This is a genomic window from Actinoplanes sp. NPDC000266 (assembly GCF_042899005.1).
Taxonomy (GTDB): Bacteria; Actinomycetota; Actinomycetes; order Mycobacteriales; family Micromonosporaceae; genus Actinoplanes.
On record NZ_JBIAZI010000003.1, the window covers coordinates 502,147 to 526,944 of the forward strand.

General features: G+C 70.7%; 22 protein-coding genes. 10 read left to right on the plus strand and 12 right to left on the minus strand.

The features are described 5' to 3' along the window. The first annotated feature begins 20 nt into the window (after nucleotides 1–20). Nucleotides 21–1,091, plus strand: a complete 1,071-nt coding sequence (locus ACFY36_RS13860; protein WP_499746299.1) for a M20/M25/M40 family metallo-hydrolase — start codon at nucleotides 21–23, stop codon at nucleotides 1,089–1,091. On the opposite strand, the gene ACFY36_RS13865 is transcribed toward ACFY36_RS13860, so the two are convergent. Both ACFY36_RS13865 and ACFY36_RS13870 read right to left on the minus strand, forming a co-directional pair. Next, a complete protein-coding gene (locus ACFY36_RS13865) occupies nucleotides 1,082–1,579 on the minus strand; it encodes a DUF402 domain-containing protein (RefSeq protein WP_499746300.1) in 498 nt (165 codons plus the stop codon). The two genes, ACFY36_RS13860 and ACFY36_RS13865, sit on opposite strands and share 10 nt — an antisense overlap. 21 nt (nucleotides 1,580–1,600) lie before the next feature. Then, complete coding sequence (locus tag ACFY36_RS13870) at nucleotides 1,601–3,736, minus strand: P-loop NTPase fold protein (RefSeq protein WP_499746301.1); 2,136 nt, start codon at nucleotides 3,734–3,736, stop codon at nucleotides 1,601–1,603. Between the two features lie 124 nt (nucleotides 3,737–3,860). On the opposite strand from ACFY36_RS13870, the gene ACFY36_RS13875 reads away from it, so the two are divergent. Next, complete coding sequence (locus ACFY36_RS13875) at nucleotides 3,861–4,871, plus strand: aldo/keto reductase (protein ID WP_499746302.1); 1,011 nt, start codon at nucleotides 3,861–3,863, stop codon at nucleotides 4,869–4,871. Nucleotides 4,872–4,873: 2 nt separating this feature from the next. Here ACFY36_RS13875 and ACFY36_RS13880 read toward each other — a convergent pair whose 3' ends face one another. Together ACFY36_RS13880 and ACFY36_RS13885 are read right to left on the minus strand one after the other, a co-directional pair. Beyond that, nucleotides 4,874–6,079 carry a lipase family protein gene (locus ACFY36_RS13880; RefSeq protein ID WP_499746303.1) on the minus strand — a complete coding sequence of 402 codons (1,206 nt, stop codon included), beginning with the start codon at nucleotides 6,077–6,079 and terminating at the stop codon, nucleotides 4,874–4,876. Between the two features lie 79 nt (nucleotides 6,080–6,158). Continuing rightward, nucleotides 6,159–6,713 (minus strand): TetR/AcrR family transcriptional regulator, encoded by a 555-nt coding sequence (locus tag ACFY36_RS13885; RefSeq protein WP_499746304.1) that lies wholly within the window; start codon nucleotides 6,711–6,713, stop codon nucleotides 6,159–6,161. Nucleotides 6,714–6,798: 85 nt separating this feature from the next. Between ACFY36_RS13885 and ACFY36_RS13890 the strand changes: the two genes are divergently transcribed. Both ACFY36_RS13890 and ACFY36_RS13895 read left to right on the plus strand, forming a co-directional pair. Beyond that, a complete protein-coding gene (locus tag ACFY36_RS13890) occupies nucleotides 6,799–8,448 on the plus strand; it encodes an FAD-binding protein (RefSeq protein ID WP_499746305.1) in 1,650 nt (549 codons plus the stop codon). 18 nt (nucleotides 8,449–8,466) lie between these two features. Continuing rightward, on the plus strand, nucleotides 8,467–9,420 hold the full coding sequence (locus ACFY36_RS13895; RefSeq protein WP_499746306.1) for a LysR family transcriptional regulator: 954 nt from the start codon (nucleotides 8,467–8,469) through the stop codon (nucleotides 9,418–9,420). On the opposite strand, the gene ACFY36_RS13900 is transcribed toward ACFY36_RS13895, so the two are convergent. The 3 genes from ACFY36_RS13900 to ACFY36_RS13910 are packed head-to-tail and all read right to left on the minus strand — an operon-like array spanning nucleotide 9,417 to nucleotide 11,329. Further along, nucleotides 9,417–10,034, minus strand: a complete 618-nt coding sequence (locus tag ACFY36_RS13900) for an SMI1/KNR4 family protein (protein WP_499746307.1) — start codon at nucleotides 10,032–10,034, stop codon at nucleotides 9,417–9,419. The genes ACFY36_RS13895 and ACFY36_RS13900 overlap by 4 nt on opposite strands. A gap of 10 nt (nucleotides 10,035–10,044) precedes the next feature. After that, a complete protein-coding gene (locus ACFY36_RS13905) occupies nucleotides 10,045–10,629 on the minus strand; it encodes a DUF4232 domain-containing protein (protein ID WP_499746308.1) in 585 nt (194 codons plus the stop codon). Nucleotides 10,630–10,657: 28 nt separating this feature from the next. Next, nucleotides 10,658–11,329: a DUF899 domain-containing protein gene (locus tag ACFY36_RS13910; RefSeq protein WP_499746309.1), complete on the minus strand. Its 672-nt coding sequence runs from the start codon at nucleotides 11,327–11,329 to the stop codon at nucleotides 10,658–10,660. 116 nt (nucleotides 11,330–11,445) lie between these two features. On the opposite strand from ACFY36_RS13910, the gene ACFY36_RS13915 reads away from it, so the two are divergent. From ACFY36_RS13915 to ACFY36_RS13925, 3 genes are read left to right on the plus strand one after another with little or no spacing between them, the layout of a single operon-like run. Continuing rightward, nucleotides 11,446–13,242, plus strand: a complete 1,797-nt coding sequence (locus ACFY36_RS13915; RefSeq protein ID WP_499746310.1) for a hypothetical protein — start codon at nucleotides 11,446–11,448, stop codon at nucleotides 13,240–13,242. 60 nt (nucleotides 13,243–13,302) lie between these two features. After that, on the plus strand, nucleotides 13,303–13,938 hold the full coding sequence (locus ACFY36_RS13920) for a class I SAM-dependent methyltransferase (protein WP_499746311.1): 636 nt from the start codon (nucleotides 13,303–13,305) through the stop codon (nucleotides 13,936–13,938). Further along, the gene (locus ACFY36_RS13925; protein WP_499746312.1) at nucleotides 13,938–15,509 is read left to right on the plus strand and encodes a bifunctional AfsR/SARP family transcriptional regulator/alpha/beta hydrolase; all 1,572 of its coding nucleotides are present in this window, start codon (nucleotides 13,938–13,940) and stop codon (nucleotides 15,507–15,509) included. The genes ACFY36_RS13920 and ACFY36_RS13925 overlap by 1 nt, the downstream gene beginning before the upstream one ends. A 1,202-nt stretch (nucleotides 15,510–16,711) precedes the next feature. Here ACFY36_RS13925 and ACFY36_RS13930 read toward each other — a convergent pair. Further along, the gene (locus ACFY36_RS13930; RefSeq protein WP_499746313.1) at nucleotides 16,712–17,704 is read right to left on the minus strand and encodes a hypothetical protein; all 993 of its coding nucleotides are present in this window, start codon (nucleotides 17,702–17,704) and stop codon (nucleotides 16,712–16,714) included. A 171-nt stretch (nucleotides 17,705–17,875) separates the two neighbouring features. Between ACFY36_RS13930 and ACFY36_RS13935 the strand changes: the two genes are divergently transcribed. Then, the gene (locus ACFY36_RS13935; protein WP_499746314.1) at nucleotides 17,876–18,811 is read left to right on the plus strand and encodes an AbfB domain-containing protein; all 936 of its coding nucleotides are present in this window, start codon (nucleotides 17,876–17,878) and stop codon (nucleotides 18,809–18,811) included. Here ACFY36_RS13935 and ACFY36_RS13940 read toward each other — a convergent pair. Continuing rightward, nucleotides 18,808–19,218, minus strand: a complete 411-nt coding sequence (locus tag ACFY36_RS13940) for a CU044_2847 family protein (protein ID WP_499746315.1) — start codon at nucleotides 19,216–19,218, stop codon at nucleotides 18,808–18,810. The two genes, ACFY36_RS13935 and ACFY36_RS13940, sit on opposite strands and share 4 nt — an antisense overlap. 91 nt (nucleotides 19,219–19,309) lie before the next feature. Here ACFY36_RS13940 and ACFY36_RS13945 point away from each other — a divergent pair, with 91 nt between their 5' ends. Beyond that, nucleotides 19,310–19,876 (plus strand): HEAT repeat domain-containing protein, encoded by a 567-nt coding sequence (locus ACFY36_RS13945; RefSeq protein ID WP_499746316.1) that lies wholly within the window; start codon nucleotides 19,310–19,312, stop codon nucleotides 19,874–19,876. 321 nt (nucleotides 19,877–20,197) lie between these two features. Here the strand turns inward: ACFY36_RS13945 and ACFY36_RS13950 are convergent, their stop codons facing one another. Further along, the gene (locus tag ACFY36_RS13950) at nucleotides 20,198–21,640 is read right to left on the minus strand and encodes an MFS transporter (RefSeq protein ID WP_499746317.1); all 1,443 of its coding nucleotides are present in this window, start codon (nucleotides 21,638–21,640) and stop codon (nucleotides 20,198–20,200) included. Between the two features lie 179 nt (nucleotides 21,641–21,819). Here ACFY36_RS13950 and ACFY36_RS13955 point away from each other — a divergent pair, with 179 nt between their 5' ends. Then, nucleotides 21,820–22,368, plus strand: coding sequence for a TetR/AcrR family transcriptional regulator (locus tag ACFY36_RS13955; protein WP_499746318.1), 549 nt, complete (start codon nucleotides 21,820–21,822; stop codon nucleotides 22,366–22,368). On the opposite strand, the gene ACFY36_RS13960 is transcribed toward ACFY36_RS13955, so the two are convergent. Further along, nucleotides 22,358–23,599, minus strand: a complete 1,242-nt coding sequence (locus ACFY36_RS13960; protein WP_499746319.1) for a HoxN/HupN/NixA family nickel/cobalt transporter — start codon at nucleotides 23,597–23,599, stop codon at nucleotides 22,358–22,360. The two genes, ACFY36_RS13955 and ACFY36_RS13960, sit on opposite strands and share 11 nt — an antisense overlap. A 38-nt stretch (nucleotides 23,600–23,637) precedes the next feature. Further along, nucleotides 23,638–24,711: a DUF3500 domain-containing protein gene (locus tag ACFY36_RS13965; protein WP_499746320.1), complete on the minus strand. Its 1,074-nt coding sequence runs from the start codon at nucleotides 24,709–24,711 to the stop codon at nucleotides 23,638–23,640. Nucleotides 24,712–24,798: the final 87 nt, after the last annotated feature.

Genomic DNA, 24,798 nt, shown 5'->3' on the forward strand with positions numbered 1-24,798 from the left:
CCCGAACTTAGCGTTCGTATATGGACGCGATCGAGGCACTGCGCAGGTACACGCTGATCGAGTCGCCGACCGGTGACCGCAGGGCACTGGACGAGCTGGCCGAGGTGCTCTCGTCGGACGCCGCCCGGGCCGGCTTCCACACCGACCGCGAGGACGGCCACCTGCTCTGGTCCCGGCCCGGCCGCCCCGGGCGCCCGTTGCTGTTCCTCAGCCACTACGACACCGTCTGGCCGGTGGGCACGCTGCGCGACATGCCGTGGCTGGTCGAGGGCGACAAAATCAAAGGCCCGGGTGTGTACGACACCAAGTCCGGCCTCGCGGCCCTCCTGGCCGCCGCGCCGCAGGCGGGTCACGACGGCCCCGAGATCCGGGTGCTCGTCGTCGCGGACGAGGAGGTCGGCTCCCCCACCGCGACCGGCCTGGTCCGCTCCGAGGCCGAGAAGGCCGAGGCCGTACTGGGAATGGAGCCCCCGCACCCTGACGGCGCCCTCAAGACGGGCCGCCGCGGCAGCACCAGGGCCCGCGTCGAGGTGACCGGCATCGAGGCCCACGCCGCCCTCGACCCCGATGCCGGCGTCAACGCCATCGACGAGCTCCTCGACCAGCTCCTGCGCGTCCGCGACCTGGTCCGGAACCGCCCTGTGCTGCTCAATGTCGGCACCATCGAGGGCGGCGGCCGCACCAACGTGGTCGCCGGCCGCGCCCACGCCGACCTGGGCCTGCGCTTCCTGGACGCGGAGAACGAGGAGGCCGTCCTGTCCGCTCTGAGCGACCTGACCCCCGTACGGGACCGCGCCCGCATCAAAACCACCCTGCTGGCCCACCGCGCCACCTGGACCCCCACCGAGGCCGGCGCCGCCTTGCTGGCCCGCGTAGCCGAGGCAGCCGCCTCGATCGGCCAGACGGTGGACGGACGCCCCGCCGACGGCGCCGCCGACACGAACACCACGGGCGCCCTGGGCATCCCCACCGTCGACGGCCTGGCCCCGAGAGGCGGAGGAGCCCACGCCCGCCACGAGTGGGTGTCAGTCTCGGGCATCGCCGAGCGCACAGCCTTGCTGGGCCGACTGATCGCCGGTTTTCAGAGCTGAAGCCACCCTTTACCCGAAACCCCGAACGGCTCGACGCGGCCCCCAAGGCCGGCAACAAGGCACCCGGCGGCCCTTTGCGCCCCGGCGACAACATCGGCCGGGTAGCCGTAGACCCGCGCGTTCACCGCGAACTCGTCCTCGTCCAGCAGCTCCACACGCCCGCTGTCCCGCTCCCGCTGAACATCGAGATCCAGATCGACCATCTCCACCGTCCCCGGCCCGAGCCAGGTGGCCGGCGTGGTGACGTCGCAGTAGACATCCCATTCACCCGGCTCACCGAAGAAGATCGCGGACCACCACTGCCCGGCCGGCACCAGCCGCACGGTGTCATGCCGAGTCACGAAGCCCTTTCCCGCCATCCCGGAGTGCACTGCCGTGCCGGCCGGGGCCCCGAGCCACACACCGTGCGAGTCCTCCCCCAGCCTGCGCATGACAAGCCGCCGATGCAGCCGCCCGTCATACTTCCGAAGAACCACCGCAACATCCACGGCGCCACAGTATTCACGTCATCAACTGAGGAGCGCCTTCGCCTTGTCCACCTTCGCCTCGGCTTCGGCGGAGTGCCTGGACAGCGTCGCCTGAGCTTCCGCGAGCAGCTGGATCGCCACCGCGGTCTCCTCGGTCTGCCACTCGGCGAAAGACCGGCCCTGCCAGAAGTACCGGCTGATCACGGCCGCGAGATCCACATAGAACGCGAGCGCGTTGACCAGCGCGGTGGCCTCGGTGTTGGCCTCCGCCAGCCGGGGAAGCTCCATAGCTGCGGTGACCGCCCGGATCTGCTCGTGCACGGGTGACGCGGTGTCCTCGGCCAGCAACAGGCGGAAAGCGATCAGGTCGCGTACCACCTCGTCCTGCTCCTTCTCCGCGTCGCTGCGCAATTTCTCGATCGCGGCGTCGACGACCTCCAAAGTGTCGCTGAGCACCACCGAGTCGACGACCGACCGCAGTGGAAGATCCGCCTGATTGCCGGCCCGCACCTTGACGCAGTGGCGCGCGACCCGGATCAGATCCCGCGGGTGTCCACCCGCCCAGGCGTGACAGAACATCATGGCGGGCACGGAGAAGCTGGTCACCCGCCCTTTGAGCAGTTCGCGACTTTCCAGCTGCCCCATCCGCCGGACTTCGATCACCGTGTCGAAAGCCGAGTCGAAGACGTCCCGGACAAGGACGCCGCGAGCGGCGAAGGAATGCATGGCGTCCGTGGAGACCGAAACCAGGATGTGTACGCCCTCCTGATGGAACAGGTCCTTCACCCCGTTCACGATGGAGACGACATCGTCGGGCTTGTCTATTTTGTCGAGCTCGTCGATGCAGATGATGACGCGAATGCCGAAGCGGGCCGTCAACTGGAACAGGAAGTCTCGCAAGGCGTCGACCTGTTCCGCCTCGGTCAGGTCGCGCTCGGTGTGGCTGACCTGATCCTCGGCCTCGAACCGGAACCCGCCGCCGCGCCAGCCACCCTTCGTCTTGGTCTGCCCGGCCATGCTGAAACGCAGGAAGTCGATCTGCTGCCGAGCCAGCCGCGTGGGCGAGAACGCCGGTCCCCGATTGCCGGGAAAGTGGATCCACGCCGCCCGCCAGGCGGAGGCCAGGACCGCCCCGATCAAGGCCGAGGTGGCCATCGCGAGGAAGATCGAAACGTTGCTGACCCGCCAGCCCTTGTCGGCCGCGGCATAAGCCGCGTCCTGCTGATCCAGCATCCATCCGACCAGCAACCCCACGGCGAGCAGGAAGACGAGAGCCACGCTGACGACGCGCCGAACGGTTACGTGCGACGGCGCTCGCCGGAAAGGCTGACGCCCTCCGTCGGAAGAGTTGCGCCCCAGGATTGTATTGGCGACCGCACTGTGGATGAGCCGGACGAGCGCCGCGGGTTCATAGCGCTTCGGCGAGGGAATGACCACACCCAGCGATGGCAACGATCGATCATTCGTCAATTTCGCCATGAGAGTGGATTTGCCGACCCCGCGCGGTCCCGCGATGCCGATCGCCGAGGTGGGATGCTGCTTGACGAATTGATGCAACTCTTGGTAAGTCTCTGACGATATGGCGTTCTCGATACCGATCCCGACCAGCGTGGGCGCATGAGTCGAAGCAAATAGCGGACCCCACAGGACTTCGTCCGAATCCCACTCGAAAGAAATCTGACGAAGGATTTTTCCGACGCTCTCGGCAACGGCTCGATAATATAGAAGATGAGCATTCCGACGCTCTATCAGACGATTCAACCAGCGACGCGACGACGTCACCGAAAAACCGAAACCGACAATTATCACCGCCGTAACGAGACCTACGAGAAACCATCCGCCTCCCGTGGGCGTCTCGGCCACCATCGGCACAATTTTGAACGCAGTGAGGGCGGCCAGGACGATCGTCGCTGGCAATACGCCGAGAGATAGCCGGTCGGCCAGGGACACAAAGGCGACAGCCTGCATCTTTCTTGCCTCGGCCCGGACGTCGGCCGCGATCTCCGGTTGCCGCCGGACAGCCTCTCCGATCAGCGCCTCTCTAGCGTGCGAACCGTGACTGAGATCCTTCTCCGTTCTGATCAGAAAGTTGGCCACCGCCCGAATGTCGGACTCGGGCAGGTGGGTCGCGACCTTCGGGAATCGAGGTTCATCGGCAGAGGGCATCCGCTGGCTCACCGGCAAATGGTTCCGGATGTCCGGCGTGACGGGTCTCGCCTGAGGAGACACAACCTAGGACCAACCGGAGGATGCTGTTCCGCCTCTTGACCTCGAGTGCGCTCGAAGACCTAGCGTTCCCCCCATGCAGACGATCGAATTGGGCCGTACCGGACAGCAGGTCAGCCGGCTGGCGCTGGGGGCCATGCAGATGGGCAACGCGACCGATGAGAAGGACTCGTTCCGTATTCTCGATCGGTACTTCGAAGTGGGCGGGTCGTTCGTGGACACCGCCAACTGTTACGAGTGGTGGGCCCGGCGGGACAGCCGCGGCGGTGAGAGCGAAGAGCTGCTCGGGCGGTGGATGCGCCAGGGCAACCGGCGCGACGAGGTCTTCCTGGCCACCAAGGCCACGGCGCTGCCTCACTACTCCCCTGACCTGTGGGCGGCCGACGGGACGCCGGACTGGGAGCTGGCCCGGCGCACCTTCGAAGGGGCGGGGGCGGAAACCCTGCGCACCGCGCTCGACGGGAGCCTCAAGCGGCTCGGCACCGATCACGTGGACCTGTTCTACGTGCACGTCGACGACCGGAACACGCCGCTCGAGGAGACCTTGGAGGCCTTGGCCGGTCTGGTTCAGTCGGGCAAGGTACGTCACCTCGGCTGGTCCAACGTCCGCACCTGGCGGCTCGAACGGATCCGGGGGCTCTGCCGGGCGAACGGGTGGCCGCTGCCGGTCGCGGTACAGCAGCAGCACTCGTACCTGCGGCCGAACGCGGGGGCCGACAGCGCCTCCATCGTCGACGGGGAGCAGCTCGACTACCTGCGCGAGCACGACGACCAGACGCTGGTCGCCTACTCGCCGATCCTCAAGGGCATCTACGACTCGGCCGCCAAGCGGGCCGAGCACTGGGTCTTCAGCTCCTACGGCGGCCCCGACACCGATGCCCGGCTGGCGGCCCTTCTCGAAGTGGCCGACGAGGCCGGGGTCACCCCGAACCAGCTCGTGCTGGCCTGGCTGATGCACCAGAGCTCGCCCCGGGTGCTGCCGCTGATCGGGCCGCGCACGCCCGGGCAGTTCGAGGACATGCTGCCCGCGCTCGATGTGAAGCTGAGCGACGAGCAGCTGTCCCGTCTCGACACGGCCGGGGTCTGACCTCAGCGGAGGCGGTCGCCGATCCAGTCGGCGACCGTCTCGGTGGAGGCGAACACCGCGCCGTCGTGGGTCTGGCCGGGGAGCTTGTCGTAGCGGATCGGGCGGTAGTCGTCGAGCTGGTCCACGAGGATGTCGGTCACGGCGGCCGGCACGGCCTCGTCGGCGGTGCCCTGGACGATCAGGATCGGGGCGCTGGGCGCGGTCTGCCCGGGGTTGTCGTAGTGGGCCAGCTTGGCCACCCAGGCGGCGGGCAGCTGGCCGCCGTTGAGCAGCTGGGCGGCGGTCAGCGGCGCGTACGCGGCGAGGATCTCGGTGAGGCAGCCGGTCTCCAGGACGCCGGCCCGCTGGCGGGCGGGGGCGGCGAGCACGTCGGCCGGGCGGAACGAGGGCTCGACCGCGTTGAGGCCGTAAACACCCATGACCAGGTAGCCCTGGCCGGGCGTGCCGGGGATCTGCGGGGCGAGCACGTCGACGTTGGAGACCGGGGCGATGCTCGCCGTGCCGCGCAGCTGCAGGTCGCCGTCGTACGACGGCGCGAGCTGGTTGGCGAACAGGGCGCCCTGCCCGCCCTGCGAGTGCCCGTCGATCGCGTACTTCGTGCCCAGGGAAGGGTTGAGGCGGCGGGCGGCGCGGACGCTGTCGATGATCGACCGCCCCTCGCTGCCGCCGATCAGGTAGGGGTGGGCCTGCGGGGTGCCGAGGCCGGGATAGTCGGGGGCGGCCACGGTCCAGCCCCGGCTGAGCAGCTCGGCGACGGCGGCGCGGGCCTCGGGCCAGAAGACGTCCAGGTGGGTGGAGGGCGCGCAGCGGTCGGCGAGGCCGGTGGTGCCGTGCGCCCAGACGACGACGTGGTCCTTGCGGTTGGCGCGCGGGGTCAGCACGAGGCCGGTCGCGGTGATGCGCTCACCCCGGACGTCGGTGGTCACGTACTTGACGAGCCGCCCGGTGGCGGCCGCGGCGAGTTCCTTGGGCAGCGTCGCGGGCGACGAGCTGATCACGGTGCCGGGCGCGGCGCCGTCCTGACCACCACCGGGCGCGGCGCCGCCCTGACCACCGCCAGGAGCGGCCACGACCGGCGGGTGCGCGGGTTCCGCTTCGGCGGCCGCGAGAGCCGCCGCGGCAGCGGGCGAGGTGGCGGGCGAGGTGGCGGTGACGACGGCGCTGCCGATCAGCAGCGACGCCGCCAGCAGGCGGTGGACTCTCCTCATGCGTACCCCCCGGAACGTGGCGACGTGACGCCGGAAACGCTAGGGGTGCCGAATCGGAAATGTCGTAAATGTAGCTTGATCAGGTGACGGTGGCGCGCGTCGGGCGTACCCCCAAAAGGCGCAACGCGGACGCGGTGAGCAAGCCCCGCAGGTCTTCGTCGTCCATCTTGGCCAGGTGCGGGTCGGTGCCGGCGATGATCAGGCCGCCGCTCACCATCGTGACGCCGATCCGGGTGGCCGGATCGGGATCGGGACCGGCGAGCATGTCCACCAGGCTCTCCACCGCGCGCATGGCCGGGTGGGGACGTACGAGCTGGATCACCACGGGGTCGAAGCTCAGCACCGCCGACAGCCGCCGGTGCTCGACGACCAGATCGACCACGCCGGCCACCGCGTGCCGCACCCGGGCCGGACGGCTCCGCAGACGGGCCGTGGACTCGGCCAGCGCGACCAGGCGCTCCATGGCGGGCGCGATCGCGGTCAGAACGATCTCCTCCTTGGTCGGGAACTGGTGATACACCGCCGCCTTGGTGACACCCAGACGGTCGGCGATCATCTGGAGCGACGTGCCGCTGACCCCGTTCTCGGCGAACAGGTCGAGGGCGGCGCCGATGACCCGATCGCGAGCACTCATGCCCAGGATCGTAGCGACCCCTTGTCTTGAACTAGCCGCCCGGCTACCTTGCTGCCTAGCCGATCGGCTAGTAAAGGGAGGCGTCGTGGCGTGGGATCGTGAAGTTGACGTACTGGTAGTGGGGACCGGCGCCGCCGCCCTGAGCGCGGCCATCGCCGCGGCCGAGGCGAAGATGCGGGTGCTCGTCGTCGAGAGCACGGCCAAGTGGGGCGGCACGACCGCGCTCAGCGGCGGCGGCCTCTGGATGCCGACCAACCCGCTGATCGGCAAGCACGGGCGCGAGGACTCGGTCGCGAAAGCCCTGACGTACATGGAAGAGGCCATCGGCGACGCCGGGCCGGCCAGCTCGCCGGAACGCCGTCAGGCCTTCGTCGAGACGATCCCCGAGGTCTTCGAGCTGCTGGCCAAGCGGGGCGTGCGCTGGACCGCGGCCAAGGACTATCCGGACTACTACCCCGACCGGCCCGGCGGCATGACCGGGCGCAGCATCGAGGCCGAGCCGTTCGACATTCGCAAGCTGGGCCCGATGCGCGACAGTTTCCGCGGCCTCGACAGCATGCCGGCCCCGCTGAAGACCGATGACGTCTGGCTGCTTTCGCGCGCGTGGTCGACCCCGAGCGGATTCGTGCGCGGCGCGCGTTTCGTCTTCCGGACGATCGGTGGCCTCGCCACCGGGAAACGCCTTTACGGCATCGGTTCGGCATTGTCGGCCAGCCTGATGGACATCGTGCGGCGCCAGGGCACGGAGGTCCTTCTGCAAACCCCGCTGGCCGGGCTCGAGCGGGACGCTTCCGGCGCCGTCGTGGGCGCGGTTCTGGGTTCGGGTGTACGGGTGAGAGCGCTGGGCGGAGTAGTCCTCGGGGCGGGCGGCTTCGCGCGTAACAGCGAATGGCGCGAGAAGCACCACGGCATCCCCGGATACAGCTCGGCGCCGGAGGGCGATCTGGGACAGGCCATCGACATCGCGGCCGAACTGGGCGCCCGGCTGGAGCTGATGGACGACGCCTGGTGGGGCGCCTCGGTGCCGCTGCCCAACGGCACCAGCCAGTTCGTGCTGTCCGAGCGGTCGATGCCGTTCAGCATCGTGGTCGACTCGCAGGGCTCCCGCTACACCAACGAATCGGCCAGCTACATCGACTTCGGTCACGCCATGCTGGAACGCGACAAGACGGTGCCGGCCATTCCGAGCTGGCTGATTCTGGACGTACGGCATCGCCGCCGTTATCTCTTCAACGCGTTCCTCACGGGAACGAAGGAATTGCGGGCGGCCGGCATCGTCCGCTCGGCGCCGACGATCGAGGCCCTGGCGGCCGAGCTCGCCATGGAACCGGCGAGACTGCGGTCGACGGTCGACCGGTTCAACGGTTTCGCCCGGTCCGGGGTGGACGAGGACTTCGGCCGGGGCCGCACGGAATATGACAACTATTACGGCGACCCCCGCGTCAAGCCGAACCCGAACCTGGGCCCGCTGGAGAAGGGCCCGTTCACGGCGGTGCAATTGGTGCCGGGCGACCTGGGCACGAAGGGCGGCCTGCTGACCGACGCGGATGCCCGGGTGATCGACACTTCGGGCGAGGTCATCGAGGGCCTGTACGCCGCCGGGAACACCACGGCGTCGGTCATGGGCCGCACCTATCCGGGTCCCGGCGCGACGATCGCCCCCGCCGTGGTCTTCGGCTACCGGGGTGGCCGCGCCGCCGCGGCCCGAGCTTCGGGGACCTCCGTGAGACATTGATGAACTACTCTCGTCCCGGTGGAGCTGGAACTGCGCCACCTGCGACTGGTCTGCGCGATAGCCGACGCCGGCAGCGTCACCAAAGCCGCCGCCGTCCTCGGCGTCGCGCAGCCGGCCCTGGCCACCCAGCTGCGCCGGGTCGAGCGCATGCTGGGCGGCCCCCTGTTCGTGCGGGGCCGCCGCGGCGTCCTCCCGACCGAGCTGGGCGACCTGGTGCTGGCCCGGGCCAGGGTGCTGATCCCCGCGGTCAGCGGCCTGCACGACGACGCCGGCGTCCTGGTGACGGCGGGCGCCGACGCCCGGTTCCGGATCGGGGCCACCAACGGCCCGATCGTCGCCGGCCTGGTCCAGCGCCTGGCCGACGCGTACCCGTCCAGCCCCGTCTCGGTCCACTCGACGTGGTCGGAGAACGAGATCGTCCGCCTGGTCCAGGAGGGCCGCCTCGACTACGCCCTGGTCGGAGCGTGCGCCACCGGCCGCCCCGGCACCGACGACCTGTCCGGCCTGTCATGGCGAGCCCTCTGCGTGGACCCGGTGTGGGTGCTGGTCGACGAGAACCACCCGGCGGCCACCCGCGAGGAGGTGAGCCTGAGCGAACTGTCGGCCGAGCAGTGGGTGAGCGCCCCCGGCGACGGCTGCTTCAACGAGTGTTTCGCCGCCGCCTGCGCCCGGGCGGGCTTCGCACCGCGTTTCCCGTACGAATTGGACGCGGGCGCCGTCTTCGACCTGGTCACGTCGGGCCGGGCGGTGGCCCTGTGCCAGGCCACAGTACGAGACGTCCCCGGCGCGGTAGCGGTCCCGTTGACCGACTCCCCCTTGAGCTGGCGCCACATGCTGGGCTGGGACCCCCGTTCCCCGTACGCGGCGGAGGTGGCCACGCTGGCCACAGCCTCCTACCTGGAGATCGTCGACCGCCGCCCCCGCTACGCGTCCTGGCTGACCAAACACCCAGCCTTCGGCGCGCTCACCTAGCCCGCCCGGCAGCTGGCCGGGCGGAGCGGTTCGCCGTTCAGTTCCTCCTTTCCGGCCAGGTCCCACCACAGGGTCTCGTCCTCGGTGATGTAGGGATGCCACACGCCGCAGGGGGCGCCCTGCTCCAGAGCGCCCGCCACCGCCGACAAATAGGCGCTCAGGGACGGCCACGCGTCTGAGAAGTCGGCGGGGTTGTCATGGGGCGCCGAGCCCAACCGGCCGCGCTGAGGGCCCGGCCTCATATCGATCACCTGGAGGTCACCCTCCGCGTCTCCGAACGGCAACCAGAGCTCGTGCCACCACGGCTCGGAATTAGGCTCGTGCACGGCGAAGCCGTCGACGTCAGCCGCCACGTCCATGCGGATCTCGTAGTGTTCGACGATTTCTCCGAGGCCGATCGGTGTCGTTTCCGGCAGAAGGTTGTCCCACTCGGTGAGGCCGTCATGACGGAGCAGGGACTCGACCAGCTCCGCCGGGAACGCGACGCCCAGCCGGGTCTCCGCGACCGCGATCGCCTCCGGCGCCGCCGGGCCGGCGAGCAGGGCCTCACTCTTCGGGGTGTGCTCATGCAACCAGCGCTCGATGCGGGCCCACGCCTCCGCCACAGCCGTCACACGGCACACCCTAGAACCAGGCGCTCGCCTCAAGCCGGCCGGTGTTGCCCAGGTCGAGGGGCGCCGGCAGGGTGACCAGCTGGCGTGTCCCGCCTTCGGACGCGGCCACCGCCAGGGACTCCCCCGTGTCCGCCCCGCCGCTGACGCTGGTCACGGTGTTGCGCCAGGACAGCACCACCCGCGCGCTCGTGCCCGGCTTCAGCACGAGCCGCCGCGGCGCCGCGGTGTAGTGCCGGCTGGCCACGACCGCGATTTTCAGCGGGCGGCCGTCCTCGTCGAGCACGACGATGTCCGGCCGCCCGTACACCTCGTACGGGTTGGTGCCGCAGTTCCGCATGGTCAGCGGCATCTCCCGATATCCCGCGGCCGCGTCCCCGCGCTCCGCCGTGATGAGCACGCCGATCAGCGAGCACGCCGCCGCCGGCTCGACCGCCACCGGAGCCGCAGGAGCGGTGGGTGAGGCTGGAACGGCGGAGCTGGGGGAAACACTGGGCGCCGCTGTGGGCGTGAGCCCGCTGGCGGCCTGCCAGGGCGCCGTACACGCCGCCACCAGCGGAACGACCAGCAGAGGGAGCAACCGGCGCAGTCCAACCACGGCGCCGATCATGCCGCACTCCGGCAAATCAGGGGCCGTACAGCCGGGCCACGTCCGGTGAGTCGAGCCAGCCGCTGTACGCCGGCGACTGCGGCCAGCCCTCCGGTGAGTCCTGCCAGTCCTCCCGGCGGCCGTACGGCAGCACGTCGACCAGCGCGAACGTGTACGTGAGCAGCTCGACCCCACGACCGGTGGTGTGCCAGGTGCGATAGACCGTGTCACCGTCGCGCAGGAAGACGTTCATGGCGAAGCCGCCGCCGGCCGGAGCGTCGACGTCGGCGCCGAACGGGCTGTCCGCCGTCGAGTACCACGTCATCTTGTTGCCGACCCGGTCGGCGTAGGCGAGGGCGTCCTTGATCGGGCCCTGGGTGACGATCACGAAGCGGGCGTCGTAATTGTCGAGGAAGCCCAGCCGGGTGTAGACCGACGTGAGGCTGGTGCAGCCGCCGCACTGCCACTCGGCGTCCGGGTTCCACATGTGGTTGTAGACGATCAGCTGGGATCTTCCCTCGAAGATGCCGGCCAGCTTGACCGGGCCGTCCGCCCCGGTCAGCGTGTATTCCGGCATCCGCACCATCGGCAGCTTGCGCCTCTGCGCCGCGATCGCGTCCAGTTCCCTGGTCGCCGCCTTCTCCCGGGCCCGCAGCGCGTCCAGTTCCGCGCGCCAGGCCGCCTCGTCGACAACGGGTGGCATCTTCATGGTGGACTCCTCTCTCCAAGGACATCAGACTCGCCCTGGCGGCCGAACTCATCGGTCACCCCACGACATCGATGTGCAACAATGTCGCGGCAGCTATGGGGAATGCGGGGGCTTAGGTGAGCGGAATCGGGGCCACCGCGGTCGCCCGCGGCGAGCAGAGCGACAGTGGGAGCGCTCCCGAAGCGGGGAGAAGTGCGCTGAAGCGGCTCTGGGATCGCCGCGAGTGGATCCTGGTCGTCCTCGGCGGGCTGGCGCTGGCGGCCGCGCTGACCTGGCCGACGTTGCGCGACCCGCGGCACACCGTGCCCGGCGACATCGGCGATCCGGCCCTGTTCGCCTGGCAGATCGCCTGGGCCGGGCAGGCGCTGCTGCACGATCCCCTTCAGTTGTGGAACTCGAACACTTTCTACCCCGATCCGCACTCGCTGGCCTTCACCGACACCGTTCTCGGCTACGCGCCCTTCGGGATGATCGGGTCGGGCATGGAAGCGGCGGTTCTGAGATACAACATTTTGTACGTCCTGCTGCACGCCCTCGCCTTCGTCGGGGCGTACGCGCTGACCCGCCAGCTCGGCGCCCACCCGCTCGGCGCGACGGTGGCCGGCGTGGCCTGGGCGTTCGCACCGTGGCGGCTCGCCCATGTCGGGCACCTCAACGTCATCTCGACCGGCGGCATCGCGCTGAGCCTGGCCATGATCGCCCGGGGCCACGGCTGGTCGTTGCGCAGGGGGCACCGGCCGGAACGGCACAGCCCGTGGTGGGCGCTGGCCGGCTGGCTGGTCGGGGCCTGGCAGATCACCCTCGGGCTCGCCATCGGGCTCGTCTTCGCGTACGTCATGCTCGCCCTCTGCCTGGTGGTCGCGGCCTGGTACGGCTGGACGTGGTGGCGGCGCGGCCGCCCGCGGTTCGGGCGGCGGCTGCTGGCGGCCGATCTGATCGGCGGGGCGGTCTTCGCGGGCGCCACGCTGTACATGGGGCTCGCCTTCGCCCGTGTCGTGGAGCTCCATCCGCAGGCCGACCGGGGGCTGAACTGGACGGAGATGTATTCGCCACCGTGGCGGGGCTTCTTCGTCGCGCCCGAGGCGTCCTGGCTGTGGGGTGACCGCCACGCGGGCGCCCGCGCCGACCTGTCGTGGCCGCCCGAGATGGCGCTGCTGTGCGGCGTGGCCCTGATCGCCCTGGCCACGGTCGGGATGTTCGTGTCGGTCTTCCGGGTCCGTCACCGGGTCCTGCTGGCCCTCGGTGTCGCCGTGGCCGTGGTGCTGGCCCTCGGCGCCACCCTGCCCTGGAACGGCGACCCGGGCTATCTGACCCTCTCCAAGCACCTGCCGGGCTGGTCGGCGCTGCGCACACCCGGCCGGTTGACGGTGTGGTCCTCGCTGCTGCTGGCCCTGCTGGCCGCCGGCGCGGTCAGCGCGTTCGTCGCCCAGGCGCGGGCCACCGCGCCCTGGCGGCCGGGGGTCCTGGCCCGCGCGAAGTTCGTCGCGCTGCGCCTCGCCCTGCTGATCCCGCTCGTGCTGGTCACCGCCGAGGGGGTCAACCGGACCTCACATCCGGAGCTGCTGCGCCACCCGGCCGCGATGGCCGCCGCCGAGGAGCCGATCCTGGTCCTGCCCAGCGGCGGCAGCCTCGAGATGTCCATCATGCTGTGGACCACGAACGGGTTCCCGCGCGTCCCCAACGGCGTGGTCACCTTCGTACCGACCGGCCAGGAGCGGATCCGCTCGGTCAGCATGTCGTTCCCCGACTCGGCGAGCATCGCGTGGCTGCGGGAGGCCGGCATCAAGTCGGTCGTCGTCCTGCCCGAGTGGCTGGGCGGCACCCCGTGGGAGGGCCTGCCTGACCGCCCGGTCGACGGCCTGGGCATCACCCGCGAGGAGATCGACGGCAGGCTTCTCTACCGGCTCGATTGAGGCAGGTGGGCGGCAGCGGGATGACGGTAGCCTGACAGGCATGCCGGGCAGGGTCGGAGAATGACCACCTTCACCGCCCACCCCGTGCGCGGCCGGCTCAACGCCGCTGTCTTCCGGAGCGTCGACGGGTACGCCGACCGGCTGTTCCGTGAGCGCAAAAGGGAGCTGTTCGCCTCGCTGCCCGGCACCGTCGTCGAGATCGGGCCCGGCACCGGGGCCAATCTGCGGCACTACCGGCCCGGCACACGCCTGGTGGCGATCGAGCCCAACCCGTACATGCATGAGCCTCTGCTGGCCCATGCCCGCCGCCGCGGCGTCACGGTCGACCTGCGGGCCACCGGCGCCGAGCACACCGGCCTGGGCGACGGCGAGGCCGAGGCCGTCGTCAGCACCCTCGTGCTGTGCACCGTGCCCGACCCGGCCGCGACAATCCGGGAGATCGCCCGGATCCTGCGGCCCGGCGGCCGCCTGCTCTTCGTCGAGCATGTGGGCGCCGATCCCGGCAGCGGCTACGACCGGCTCCAGCGGGCGGTCGCCCGGCCGTGGCGCTGGTTCTTCGAGGGCTGCGAGGTCAGCCGCGACACCGAGGGGCTGCTGCGCGGCGCGGGCTTCGCCGGCCTGTCCGTGTCGCGCTATCGGCTGCGGTCGGTGTTCCTGCCGATAAACACCCAGATCGCCGGCGTGGCGGTGCGCTGATGCGGTTCGGGGTGCTCGGCGCCGTGCGGGCGTACGCCGCCGACGGCACCCCGATCCCGCTCGGCGACCGGCAGCGGGCGCTGCTCGCGGCGCTGCTGGCCCGGGCCGGGCGCACCGTCGCGGCCGACCGGCTGGCCGGGCTCATCTGGGGCGACCAGCTGCCGGCCGATCCGGCGGCGGCCCTGCACAGCCAGGTGTCCCGGCTGCGCCGCGCCCTGCCCGCGGACACCCGGCTGGTCACCGAGCCGCCCGGCTACGTGCTGCGTCTCGGGCCGGGCGAGCTCGACGCCGCCCGCTTCGACGATCTGGTCGCCCGGGCGGCCCGGGAGCCACCGGCCGGCGCGGCGGCGCTGCTGGAGGAGGCCTTGCGGTTGTGGGGCGGTGACGCGTACGCCGAGGTCGCCGATTCCGAGATCGCCCGGCTGGAGGCCATCCGGCTCGGTGAGGCGCGCCTGCACGCGACCGAGCAGTGGCATCGCGCCCTGCTCGGCGCCGGGCGGGCGGCCGAGTCCCTGCCGGGGCTGGAGGCGTTCGTGGCCGGGCATCCGCTGCGCGAGCGGGCCCGTGATCTGCTGCTGCGGACGCTGTACGCCCTGGGCCGGCACGCCGACGCCCTGGAAAGCTACCGCGACTACACCGCGCGGCTGGCCGAGGAGCTGGGCCTGGAACCGGCGGCGGAGATCCGCGAGACGCACCTGCGGGTGCTGCGCCACGACCTGCCGCGCGACGTGGCCTCGGCGCCACCGTTGTCGCGGTTGCGCGCGGTCTACGTGTCCGTGCCCGGCGGACGTTCGGTCGCCACGGCCACGCTCGGGGAGGGACCGCCGCTGGTGGCGTTACCCGGGTGGGTGTCGGCCCTCGACGTCATCGCCTCCGGGCGCGATCCACGGTCGAGTCTTCTTCAGCGCCTCGCCGGCCGGTGCGCACTGACGCTGTTCGACCGGTACGGCACGGGGCTGTCGCGGGGCCCGGTCGCCGGCTTCGGGCTCGAGGCGTCGGTGGCGGAGCTTCTCGCGGTGGTCAGGCGCGTCGGCGTACGGGCGAATGTCCTGGCCATGTCGGAAGCCGGACCGTTGGCAGTGGCCCTGGCCGCCGCCCAGCCCGACCTTGTCGACCGTCTGGTCTTCGTCGGCACGTACGCGGACGGGCCCGCGACGTTCCGGCGTCCGGAGCTGAACGCGGCGCTGATCGCCATGATCCGTACACACTGGGGTCTGGGCTCGAAGGTCTTCGCCGACCTCTACCGCCCCGGGGCGAGCGACCACGCCGCCCAGCATCTCGCCGAGGTGCTGCGCGACTCAGCCGACCGCGAGGTGGCGGCCGGATATCTGGAGGCCGCGTACGAGGCCGACGTCGCCGGCCTGCTGCCCCAGGTGGCCGCTCCGTCGCTGGTCCTGCACTACCGGGGCGACCGGGTGATCCCGTTCGACGGCGGCCGCCAGCTCGCCGCGGGCCTGCCCGACGCGCGGCTGATCGCCCTGGAGGGCCGCTATCACCTGCCCGACGCGGCCGACCTCGACCGCATCGTCGACGAGATCACCGGCTTCATAGGCGCCCGGGGCGCGGGCTAGCTAATTGCTCCGGTCCGCAGTTTCTCCGATCCGGCTCACGCTTCCACTGACGAGAAAGCACTCCATAAAGAAGAAGGAATCGGTTACGCTTTCTCCGTCACTGCCCATAGTCTTCCCGCGACCGAAGCGAATGCATCCGGCCCGCAATTCCGGTGTCACCAATAATGTCATCATCGATGATTCCGTGACGCCCGACGTTCGATTCCGGATGGCGCGATCGCCGCCTGCGGCCGAGATCCACGGCGGAGCGCGGAGACCCGCCCTGCCAGGCAGACTCGCCCTGAGCGGCGGTCTTCGCCGACACCGCTCGCCGAGCCGATACCGCCGTCGCGGCGCGCATCACCGCCTTGGCCCGAGCCACCCGCTCGGGCCGCACTACCGCTCCGGCCCGGACTGCCGACTCGGGCCGCACTACCGCTCCGGCCTGGACCGCCGACTCGGGCCGCACCGCCGCCTCGGCCTGGACCGCCGGCTCGGTCTGCGCTACCGCTTGAGTCTCGGCGCGCACTACCCGCGCGGCGTCAACCAGGGGCTCGGGTCGCACCACTGCCTCTGGCTTGTCCGCACGACAAGCAGGCGCAGCCGACCGCACACCCGCGAGCAACCATGCAATCGGTACAACTTCAAAGCATGGCGCCGCTTTGAACCCCACCGCCGCCGCTCCGCCTGATCACGCCGCAACGCAAGCATCTCCGGCGAATGACTCGGCACCCCCACTCCAATCCCGCATCGCGGAAACAACCGACCTCGAAAAGAACCCCAGCTGCGCCATAAACCATTATCCCGCACTCCGAAGATCGACACCAAAGGAAGGATCATGCCAACCGGAAATAGCACAGGGTGCACGGCAGAACACATTTCCCGGCCAGCGGGACAGGTCAAGGCCGGTGATGTCGTGGGGTGAGGACGTTGCCGCCTCCACCGAACTGAGGCACTGAGCCGAGGCGGGCAGCACGTCGCGCAACTCGCGCCGCCCGGAGATGCCGAGCTTGTGGAAGACCTTGTGCGGGCGCCGTTCGCGCGCTCAGGAAGAGCTCGGCACGCTCGGGCCTGGAGCGCCGGCCACGATCTGCCCCGCCTTCGGCACCAGGGCTCCGCCGCGCCAAACCGCGCGCGGCGTCCAGCAGCTCCCCGGCGCTTCGCGCGAGACGGCCTTCGCAGCACGGGCCCGCCCCTCGCCCTTCCGATCTCCGGGGCTCAGCTCAAAGGGGCTTGACCTCCAGGGTGCCGATGCCACCCACGGCGTCGATCCGCAGGCCACCGGAGTCGTCGTCGCCGTCGGCGCGGCGCGTGTCGCCGGGCGCCAGGTCCTCGTCGCGTTCGCCGTTCAGGGTCGACTCCCCCACGCCCTTGCCGACGACCAGCTTGACCGGAAACGATCCCTCCGTACGGATCTTCCAGCTGTTCACGCCGCCCGACATGCGCAACGGGATCTGCGCGTCCTGCCGCGGCAACGTCATCTCGAAGCTGTTGGCCCCGCCCTGGAGGTCGAACGCCGTGACCTTGCCGTCGGCCATGGCGAACGTCGCCCGGCGTACACCGTGAACGGTCTTGATCGTCCAGGCGATCCGCTCGTCGAGCACCACGTCGACCACGGCCTCGCCCTCGTTGTCGTTCTCCTTGGTGGTCAGGGTCAGCGTGGTGCCGTCGAGGGTCGCGTCCGGCGTCACGCCGCTGTCGTCGGGCGTGGACACCCGGGCGATGCCGTTGGTGGGCGGCCGCCCGACCGAGACGTTGAGCTGCCGCATGCCGCCGGCCAGCACGAACGTCGCCGCCGGGAAGGCCGGTCCGGCCGGCGGCGCCTTCGGCGTGGCGGCCGGTGAGGACGGCGCCGGCGGCGGTGAGGAGGGCGCCGCCGAAGGGGTGGTGGCGCTGGGCGAGACCGGCGCCGGCTCGATCGACACCGGCGCGCTGGGCGAGGGCACCACGATCCCGGGGTTGGGCGCGGCCGCGGGCGGCCGGTCGGATGTGGTGGCCATGCGGAGCAGGATCACCCCGGTCACGACGACCAGCACGACGACGCCGGCCAAACCGGCCACGAGCGCCAGGTGACGCGGCTTCCTTTCCCGGGGGTACGGCTTCCCGCCCTCCCCCTCGTCGCCGTCGTGCGGCTTGGTGTCGGGCCAGTAGTCCGAGATCTTCGGCCAACCGGCGGTTTCGTCCAGTGTGTGCTGCTGCGAGCCAGAGCCGTCCATGGCGTCGTCTCCTCGTGCGGGCGCCGTCGACCCGGAGTACGCAGACCAGCCCCGGAAAGTTCGATCACGATCGAACGCGTGAAGAATCTTGCCATTGGCGTCCTTCGCCGTAAGAATGCCTTTTCGACAGCTTAAGAAAGTCTTAGCGGGCGCCCTCGGAGCGGAATTCAGATGACCGAAGATGATAGGGACGAGCGTCTGCGCGTCGACGGTTGGGGCCCCTACCGTGACGGCCCCGACGCCGGCCCGTCCCCTTCCCCGCGCACCGTTCCCCCGCTGACCAGCCCGCCCGCCGGCGGCCCGCGCGCTCTGCGCCATTCACTGCTGAGCCTGCTCGGCGCCAACCCACCGCGCCACTCCATCGCCGACACTCTCAGCGGCGGCTCGCCGCGGCGCGTCCTGCTGGCCGGCGTCACCGCGGCGGTGATCCTGGGCGCGGGCCTGATCGCGCTCACCGTGGGCGGCGACGAGGAGCCGTCATCGCCGCCACCAGCGGCCCAGCTGGTGGTGCCGCCGTTCTCCGCGGCCGCGCCGGTCTCGATCCGGCCCCAGCCCACACCGTCGTCGGCGCCCGCGCCGACCTTCGTGCCACCGGCGACCCTGCCGGTCCGCACCACCACGGCGAAGCCGGCCCCGAAGCCCACGACGACCACGCCGGCCCGGACGACACCGCCGCCCTCGTCACCCGCACCGGCCCTGGTCCCCGGCGCCACGATCGCCCTCGAGGCCGCCGACCAGTCCGGCCGCCGCCTGCGGCACCGCGACTTCGTGGCCACGCTCGAGGTGCTGCGCACCGAAGCCGAGCGCGACAATTCCCGTTTCACCGTCCGCAACGGTTTGAACGGGCAGGGCTGTGTCTCTTTCGAATCAGTTAACTATCCAGGCTATTTCTTGCGCCACCGCGACTTCATCCTCCGCCTCGACCGGCAGGACAGTTCACAATTGTTCAGATTCGACGCCACATTCTGCCCGCGGCCGACCGGCGGCGCTTTGACCTTCGCCGCCACCAATTACCCCACACACTTCCTGGTCGCCCGCCACGGCGGCGTGCACCTGGAGCAGGTCTCCCCCGACCAGGCCACACCGTTCGCCGTACGAAACCCCTAGCTCCCCCGGCGCTCCTCGAAGTCGTCGGTCGCCGTCGGGTCGTCATCGTCGTCGAGGGCCGGGCGGCCCACCGGATGCTCGCGGCCCGACCAGGCCATCCGTACGACGATGTGGCCCTCGGCGGCGGTCCTGGCGAAGACGGCGGCGCCCGCCTCGGCCTTGAACTTCACGCCGAACTCGAGCTCGACGGAGTCGGGGCTGTGGCCACGCCCGTCGCCGCTGCGGAACTCGTCGAGCGCCTTGAGCGCGATGGTCCGTACGCCGTCGAGGGCCTGCTCCAGCGTCTCCTTCGCTTTGAACACGGCGCCGTCGAAGGCGACCTCACCGAACCCGGAGTCGGGCTTGTCGATCTCGATCAGCACGGCGCTGCCGTCGTCGGCCTGCACACGCATGAGCTCAGTGGGCACGTTTGGTCCCTCCCGGTCGGTTTGGGTGAATCGAGCATCTACCGTCCCGGCCCCGGGCACTATCAGCTTTCCGTCCGGATACGATCCGGCGATGTCTCTCGGCGAACTGCTGCCGGTCCTGCACGCGGCCGTGCAGCGCGGCGACGACGTGTCCGACCTGGTCGACGCCATCGAGGCCCACGTCGAAGAAGACCCCGAGGGCAGCCGTACGGCAGTCCGCGCCTACTCCGGCGACGACGGCTTGCGCCTGTGGGTGCTGGGTCTCGTCGCCGACCCTCGTGACTTCGACGTCTTCGACGCCGCCTTGGCCGATCCCGAGTTACGGCTCACGGCGCTCGAGGCCGTCTCCCACCAGCCCGACACCGATCGGGTCGACGCCATCGCCCGATCGTGTCTGGACGATCCGGAGGCCAGGGTCCGTTCGCGGGCGGTCGGCATGGTCGGGTTCGCGGCGAAGCCGGGCGCGCTGGACGCCCTGCTCCCACGGTTGGGGGACCCGGATCCCCATGTACGGATGCAACTCGCCTGGCGTTTGGGTGGCCTGCGGGACTCTCGGGCCGAATCGGCACTATGCACGCTGCTCACCGACCCCGACGAGGCCGTGCGGAAGTTCGCAACCCGAGGGATCGCGAGGCTGGCGAGGAGATACCGACCTTGACCGGTCACGTTCCCAGCGATCAGCGGGCTCGGCCTCGACCGGCTCGGTCGCCGGTCACCAGGTCGACGAAGCCGAGCCGCCGGTTCATCGCGATCGCGGACGTGTTACCGGGGTGGTGGAACGTCACCAGCCGCCGGTAGTCACGGTGGCGAGGAAAACACCGCCCGGGTTGAAGGTGGGCACGTCGATACGTTGTGCGATGTATTTGTCGTATGTGTAGAACGTCCCCCGGTCTGGGTCCGGTGCAGGTACGGCTCGAACTCGGCGTCGTCGGATTTCTCCACGTCCACGCCGTCGCTCTGAGCCCGGCCTGTGTGGCTTCTACTCGGGCAGGGCGGCGTCGGCCGTGGCCGAGTGCTTCGGGATGACCACCGCCAGGAGGGCGGCGACCACGGCCGCGCCGGCGCAGATGACGAACAACAGCTGGTAGGCGCCCAGCGACGGCAGCGCGTGGCCACCCAGGTCCAGGGTCTTCGCGGCCAGGATCGCGCCGCCGATGGCGCTGGCCAGGGAGCTGCCCACGCTGCGGAACAAGGCGTTCAGGCCGTTCGCGGCGGCCAGTTCGCCCCTCGGGGTGGCGTGCATGATCAGGCCGGGCATGGCGGCGTACGCGATTCCCGTGCCCGCGCCGGCGATCGTGGCGCCCAGGATGACCTCCCACAGGCTGTCCGTGAGCCAGATACGGCTGGCGAAGCCGACCGCGATGATCAGGGAGCCGATGATCAGGGCCGTGCGCGGCGCCAGCTTGGCCGAGAACGGCGACAGCACCAGCATGGCCAGGCCGCCGGGGAGCATGCACAGGCCGCCGACCAGGATGGACTTTCCGAAGCCGTATCCCGTCGCCAGCGGCGCCTGCACGTACGTGGCCGTGCCGATCAGCGTGGCGAACAGGGCGAAGCCCACGAACAGCGACGCGATGTTGGTCAGCAGCAGGGCCGGGCGGGCCGTCGTCCGTACGTCGACCAGCGGCGACTTGATGCGCAGCTCGATCAGGATGAACGCCACCAGCAGCGCCACCGCCGCGGCCAGCAGGCCCAGCGTGAGCGGGGACGTCCAGCCCCACGACTCGCCCTGGGCGAGCGGCAGCAGCAGGGCGAGCATCGCCGCGCCGAGCAGGACCGTGCCGGGGATGTCCATGCGGCCCGAGGCGGCCGGCTTGGGTGAGGGCACCAGCAGCAGGATGCCGGGGATGGCGATGACGCCGCCGGCCACGCACACCCAGAACAGGACGTGGTAGTCGGCGTACTGGGCGATGACGCCGGCCAGCGGCAGGCCGAGCGCGCCGCCCACGCCGAGCATCGCGCTGATCAGGGCGATGCCGGCGCCGGCGTGCTCCTTGGGCAGGATGACGCCGATCAGGCTGATGCTCAGCGGGACCGTGGCCACCGAGAGGCCCACGATCGCGCGGCCGACGATCATCATCTCCAGGCTGTTCGACAGCGCGCAGACCAGGGATCCGGCGACCAGCGCGACCAGCGCCACGATGACCAGGTGGCGGGTGCCGTAGAGGTCGCCGAGGCGGCCGAAGGCGGGTACGGCCACCGCGCCGACCAGCAGCGTCGAGGTCAGCAGCCAGGCCACGCCGTCCTGTGTCGCGTTGAGGTCGACCGCCAGCTCGCCCAGCACGGGCACGAGCAGTGACTGGGTCAGCGACACCATCAGGGCGCCGACGCCGATCACGAGCAGGACGACGATCTGCTTCCCTGACCACGCTTTCGGCGCCGGTGGCGCCACCGCGGGCGTGGTCGAGACAGCCTGTGCCATGAATCATCTCCAACGAGGGCGAACGGCAAAGTGGCAGAGTCTGCCACGAGGCAGAGACTGCCACGATATTGTTGCGATGGTGTGGCCCGCCGAGGCCGATGAGAGCACCGTCACAAGAGACGACCGACAGGAGCAGGGCGATCACCGGGTTGAGGGACCGCAAGCGCGAGCAGAACCGCGTGAAGACCGTCGAGGTGGCGTGGCGGCTGTTCATGGACCGCGGCTACGACAACGTGACCGTGGCCGACATCTGCGCCGCGGCCGACATCGCGCCGCGGACCTTCCACCGCTACTTCGCGGCCAAGGAGGACGTGGTCACCGACCCGATCCGCCGGATGGCCGCGATCGTGACGGATCATCTGGCGGCGGCGCCGCCCGGGCTCTCCCCGGCCGAGCTGATCAGCGCGGCGATGCGCGAGGTGGGCGCGTTCGTGGTGGCCCACCGGGAGTGGCTGGCGGCCCTGCGGCACGTGGCCCGGCAGTCGCAGCATCTGCGGGCGGCGCACGCCGGCGTGCCTCCGGAGCAGGAGGCGGAGATCGTACGCCGGCTGGCCGCGCTGTCCGGGAACGACGAAACCGATTGGCGCGTACGGGTCCTGGTCGTCAACGCCACCGGCGTCTTCCGCGTCTGGTACGACGACTATCTGGGCGGTGCCCTCGACGACCCCCTCCCCCGCCTCGACATGATGCTGGCGACCCTCACCCGCGGCGTGCCTCTCAGCGCCTGAGGAAGGCGAGGGCGTCGCCCTCGGTGAAACTCATGACCCCGGTCGCGGTCATCACCACGCCGAGCGCCACGACGACCACGGCCGACACAAGAGGCAGACGGCCGAACAGCGAGGTGGCCCGGGGCCTCCGGACGAAGGAGCCACCGAGGACCACGGCCAGGCCGAGTCCGACCAGGACGGCGGCCAGGCCGGCGCTGAAGGCGACGATCATGCCGAGGCCGAGCGCGGTCCGGTTGAGCCCGACGGCCAGGATCAGGATGCCCAGCGCCTCCGGACAGGGCAGCAGGCCACCCGAGACACCCATCGCGGCCAGCGATCCGCGTCCATGGTGGTGGTGATGTTGGTGCCGGCCGCGTTGTCGCCAGCGGTCGCGGGCCACCCGCAGGCCCAGGATCAGCACGATGAGGCCGGCCACCACCTCCAGCGACGGCATCAGCACGCCGGGCAGGACGTGCCGGCCCGCGACCAGCGCGGCCGTGCCCAGGATCAGCACCGAGGCCGTGTGCGTGACCGTGACGACCAGGCCGAGGAAGACCGCCTGCGCGGGCGTGCCCTTGCGGCCGACCAGATACGCCGCGAGCATCGCCTTGCCGTGACCGGGCGTGAGCGCGTGGAACGCCCCGAGCAGGGCGCACACCCCGATGAGCACCAGCAGTGCCCACGGCGATCCGAGCGGATCACGCAGGGCACCGAAGGCCCGTTCCTGGAGAGTGACCGGATCCGGGGTGGCGACCACCGGCGCGGCCGAGGGCGCCGACGGTGTGAGCGCGACCGTGATGCCGCGCCCCAGGTCGTCGTGGCTGATCTCGCCCGGCGCCAGCGGCGCGCCGCGCTCCGTCGTCACGCTCATCTGGACCACGGACGGCTGTCCGGGCCGATAGTCGTTGTGGAACACCACCTTCCGGCTTCCCGCCGGCAGCGGCGCCGTCGCCCGCACGGTGATCGTCCCGCCGCCGGCTTCCAGGAGGTCGTACGCCGGGTAGGCCACCGAGGTGATCGTCAGCTTCTCGGTGCGGTCGTCGACGCGTACCACCGAAGCCGCCCGCAGGGCCCCGGTGTGCCCGGCCGTCTCCCGTGGTGACAGCGCGCGATCGCCGTCCTCGTCCAGCGACCGGGCGAAGGCGCCCGCCACCAGCGCGCCCGGCACGATGTCGATCTGCACGTCGAGCACGCCAACGGCCGGCGTCAGATAGACCTGTTGCAGCACCTGGTCGAGCGGATGCGCGGTCACCGGCCCCGGGATCAGCAGCGCGGCCAGCAGGAGCCGTTTCAGAGCGAGGCCCCGTAGTCGTTGTCCGGCTCGCGATAGATCGAGTGGATGTGCGTGACGCCGCCCGCGTTGGCCCCCTGACCCTGCTGATGGGCGAACTCGATCGTGTAGGTCGGCCCCTGGACCCGGTAGTAGATGGGGTTCCCGGTCGTCGTCGAGCCGTACCACCCGAACGTGGTCTTGGCGAGGTTGGCCGAGGTCATCGCCGCCGTCAGCTTGGCCGTCGACGACGGCAGCGGCGTGATCCACTCGCTGAGCAGGTCTTTGAGCAGCGCCGTCTGGGCCGTGGTGAAGGTGGACGCCTTGACGCCCTCCTGGGCCAGCGTCTTGCCGTCCTGCCCGGCGCCGAGCACGATCTCGGTCACCGCCGTGTCCAGCACCGCGGCCTTCAGCTGGGTCGCGTCCAGCGCGTCGACCAGCGCGAAGGCCTTCTGCGTCTCGCCGCTGAGCGGCTCGGTGGTCTTGCTGCTTTCGGTGTACGACGCCGGCTGCGCTCCCCATAGCGTGGGTGCGAGAGTCATCTCGTCGCCCTTCATCGTCAGGTTGACGGCGAGGTGATGGCCTCCGTACTGGACGGTCCAGATGTCCGTGGCCGACGGCGTGCCCAGCAGCCGGATCCAGTAGTGGTCGGCGCCGAAGTCGAGGTTCATCGTGGCCGTCGACGCCAGCACCCCGTCGGCCGCGGTGATGCCGGCGACCTGGTTGTAGCCGTCCGTACTCAGTCCGGCCTTGAGAATCGCCAGCACCGCGGCCTGCTGCGTGTCGGAGAGGGCGTCCATCCGCAGCCCGGCCCGCTTGAAGAGCTGATCGGGCAGGTTGGACCACTGTGCGAGATTCGCGGTCGTCCGCTCGCCCTGGACGGTCGTCTTCTGCGTGTCGTCCAGCGTGGCCAGGAAGGCGTTGGCCGCGGTGAGCACGGCCGCGGACGATCCGGTGGCCGCCGAGGCCGAGGCTGTGGCGGATGCCGTGGCCGACGTCGCGGTCGCCGCCGGTTCGTCCGCGTCCGACCCGCAGGCCGCCGTGACCAGCAACAACGGCGCGATCAGGAGCCGCCGCACAAGAAAATCCGACATGAACGGACCATAAACACGAATCGCCCGGGTGACCCCGTGAACCGGCCGGTCATCCGGCTTTCGGGTGGTCTCCCGGGCGATTCGCCC